The sequence below is a fragment of the Natronococcus jeotgali DSM 18795 genome, from assembly GCF_000337695.1.
In the GTDB taxonomy this organism is placed as follows: domain Archaea; phylum Halobacteriota; class Halobacteria; order Halobacteriales; family Natrialbaceae; genus Natronococcus; species Natronococcus jeotgali.
On record NZ_AOIA01000061.1, the window covers coordinates 1 to 3,605 of the forward strand.

General features: G+C 52.1%; 3 protein-coding genes and 1 pseudogene. 2 read left to right on the forward strand and 2 right to left on the reverse strand.

Features of this window, described 5'->3' with window-relative positions; genetic code table 11:
- The first annotated feature begins 359 nt into the window (after positions 1–359).
- Positions 360–1,544 (forward strand): trans-sulfuration enzyme family protein, encoded by a 1,185-nt coding sequence (locus C492_RS08015; protein WP_049892860.1) that lies wholly within the window; start codon positions 360–362, stop codon positions 1,542–1,544.
- Positions 1,545–1,622: 78 nt separating this feature from the next.
- On the opposite strand, the gene C492_RS22460 is transcribed toward C492_RS08015, so the two are convergent.
- Positions 1,623–2,114, reverse strand: coding sequence for an MOSC domain-containing protein (locus C492_RS22460; protein WP_008422198.1), 492 nt, complete (start codon positions 2,112–2,114; stop codon positions 1,623–1,625).
- Positions 2,115–2,534: 420 nt separating this feature from the next.
- Positions 2,535–2,798: pseudogene (locus C492_RS08030) on the reverse strand (PadR family transcriptional regulator); the annotation flags it as partial.
- Between the two features lie 346 nt (positions 2,799–3,144).
- On the opposite strand from C492_RS08030, the gene C492_RS08035 reads away from it, so the two are divergent.
- Positions 3,145–3,605, forward strand: a 461-nt coding sequence (locus C492_RS08035; protein ID WP_239643407.1) for a mechanosensitive ion channel family protein, incomplete at its 3' end; no start/stop codon positions are given.

Consider the following 3,605-nt stretch of genomic DNA (forward strand, 5'->3'; position numbering starts at 1 on the left):
GCCATCCGACAGTGAGAGATATCAACTTTCCATAGCTCTGTATACGAGCGATTCCAGGTCTCTGTTAAACATCCATTTAGCAAAGGGCACGGGGTCATGGAACGGTTCGCGTACCGATCGTGTTGACCTCAGCGAGTGTTACATACAGGGTAAGGACTTTCATTCGTCCACGCGAACAAGACGCTTTCCCTGAGAGCAGACAACGATTAGCAACCAACGACTCGCTGACCCACGCCCAAGTCGGGTTTGGGTTTCTGGCCACCCTCGCCGGGAACTTCACGCCTATCCTTCGCAACTGAGTACATTCCTATGAGATCCCCTCTAAATCGGGTCCATGTGGGTCCCGTGGTGAGTATCTGATGACACGACACAAAAGCCAATCCGACAGGAATCGATTCGCAACCATCGCAGTCGGCGCAGCTAAAACCGAAACACATCCTCATAGAGATGGAACGAACGACGTCGTCCCGCCGATCCATCTTTCGACTACGTTCGAGTGGGCCAGCGGGAAGAACGCCAATGAACACGACTATTCGCGCGAGAGCAATCCGACGCGGACAGCCCTTGAAGAGCAGTTAGCCCGCCTCGAAGGCGGCGAACATGGGTTGGCGTTCGCCTCCGGAATGGCCGCCACATCGACGACGATGCTGTCGCTGGTCCCCCCAGGAGGCCACGTCGTCACCTCGGATACCATCTATAGCGGAACCGAAAAACTGTTCACGGAACACATGGCCGGACATCTCGGTGTTGACATCGACTTTGTTGACGCCCGTGACCCCGACAACGTCGCCGATGCAGTCAGCCCAGACACAGACTTGATCTGGGCGGAAACGCCGTCGAACCCATTGATTAGGTTATGCGATATCCAAACGATAGCCGACATCGCCGGTGACCACGATGCTGTGTTCGGCGTGGACAGTACCTTTGCGAGTCCGTACTACCAAGCCCCACTCGAATTGGGTGCCGACGTCGTCGTTCACAGCACCACCAAGTATCTCAACGGGCACTCCGACTCTATTGGCGGTGCCGTTATCACCGACGATGGTGGAGTTTTCGAGCAATTGGCGTTCGCGCAGCGGGTTGGACTTGGGAATATGCTTTCGCCGTTCGACTGCTACCTCGTTTCGCGAGGCATCAAGACGCTGCCCGCGCGGATGGAACACCACGAGAAGAACGCGATAGCAGTTGCCCGGTTCCTCGAAAGCCACGATCGGGTCGCTCGTGTCTACTATCCGGGTCTTGAGAGCCACCCACAACACGATCTTGCGAGTGAGCAGATGTCGGGATACAGCGGAATGTTGTCCTTCGAGTTTGATGGCACGCTCATCGAACTTGAGGCGTTCATCGAGGGACTTGAGGTATTCACGCCGGGAGCTAGTCTCGGTGGGGTTGAGAGCCTTGTTGAGGTGCCGTCACTAATGATCCCTGACGAGTTCAGTCGTAGTGAGGATTCGGCGGAGATTCCTGAGGCGTTAGTCCGGGTATCCGTTGGCCTCGAAGACGCTGATGACCTCTGCGAGGACCTCCGCAAGGCACTACCGTAGGCGCACGTTCCCCTTTTTTTCCGACTGTCCCGATACGCAAGCAGGAATACGAACTGTCCCTAGACGAAAGAGTGTGGATTATTCGAGCGGTTCGATTACGTCTCCGGGGCGAATTATCCCATCTTCGAGAATATCTGCTCGGAGTCCACCTCGGTGAGTGAGTGCCTGCAATACACCGTCTTGAGTGATACGCTGAAGATGATTACACGGTTCACACAGTCGATCCCCTCGACAGATGGCGTCACCGACTCGAAATCGTTGTCCAACGAGATGATTGAGTGCAACATCACGGGTTTCGATGTTTCGTCGGTGTTCTCCCGGTGCAAGTTCGATTCCCGCTTCATGTTCGATTGCTGTGACAGCCTCCTGCTCGATCAACGTGAGATCGTATCCATCGTGGCGTTCTTCATCTGGCTCCCACTCGACGAAGGTTCCTGTCTCAATCTCGCTAAAGTAGCGATCACCTTGGAGTCCCTTTCCGGCAATTGCTTCAACGTCGGTCTGTTCTTTCATCTCCGCTTTGGCTTCAGGTGCGATAAAAATCTGTTCGACAGTGCCACTCCCGGTCATGTGTGCTATGCGCGTTTAGCACAGTATAAACACTCGGGTGTAGGNCCGGTATGTCTGCACATCTACTGGTCAGCTGACTCTTCCTCTCCAACGCTGCAAATAAGCCATGCATCCAATCTGTCCTCTGAGGTTGTGCAACCTCTTCTAAAGATCTGATTAGCTCGATATCGGCGATAAGTACTGTTGAGCTGGTGGTTTGTAGAAATTCAAACGCAGAATCTGTGGAAGAGTGACTTGCAAAAATACATCGTCTATGTAACTTTCTCGGAATCCGTGGTACTGATTGTGGTTGTTCAGGATTTGGGTGATGACGGCTAGCTCGGATCGACGCAATATCTCTCCGAGTCAGAGGTCAACGTACTGTGATTCCCACTCACGGCGCTCCTGAATGGCTGTGTTCCCTTCATCGGTGATCGCGTAGTAGTTCGTTCNCCACTCACGGCGCTCCTGAATGGCTGTGTTCCCTTCATCGGTGATCGCGTAGTAGTTCGTTCGTCGATCGAGTTCTCCCTTCTCGACGAGTTCCTTGTTGACGAGGGGGTCGAGATTGGGATACAGTCGTCCGTGATTGATTTCGCTACTATAGTACGAGTCGACCTCGTCTTTGATGTCCTGACCCGACGGCTGATCAGCGCCTGCAATGACATATAGCAAGTCTCGCTGGAACCCCGTAAGATCCTCCATGATGACTCATATTTCTAATCATCTCTTGTTATCTCTATCGGATGTAACACTCACTACTAAATCATAATTCAAGAATGAGAGTACCTGTTGTTTAGCTACGATATTCACAACGCTGATAACGATTGGATTGCTACTCGGGATTGGAATGGATTATACAATACTCCAAACAGAACTTCCAACAAGTGCTAATGAGGTCATCTCTCAGTACGGCCCAGCAGTCATTAGCGTTGTAACGACTGTTCTACTGTTTCTCGTGATGTTTACTCTGACATACATCATTGGCAAGAAGGTGGTTGTCAGGGCTACTCGNATTAGCGTTGTAACGACTGTTCTACTGTTTCTCGTGATGTTTACTCTGACATACATCATTGGCAAGAAGGTGGTTGTCAGGGCTACTCGTGAGTCATTGCAATCACGCGGGCTCAAGGCGGGACTTGTGAGCTTAGCAGTGAGTGTTGTCAGTATTCTCGTGCTGATCGCAGCAGTCGCAGTGGCTGCTACGGTTGCAGGCTTTGGTGCGGTACTGACCGCGTTTGCAACTCTGTCTGGTGCATTAGCACTTGGCCTGAGCTTTGCAGCACAAGACTTGCTCAGCAATTTTGCGTCTGGGATATTCATCCTGAAGGACGAACCGTTCAAAATCGGCGATTGGATTGAGGGGGAGGATAACGAAGGAATCGTCAAAGCGATCAACCTTCGTGTGACTCAGTTAGAGACCTTCGATAACGAATTAGTGACTGTTCCAAATAATCAGTTAGCGAACGCTGTTTTGGTCAACCACGTCGCAAACGAGTCACTGCGCGTCTC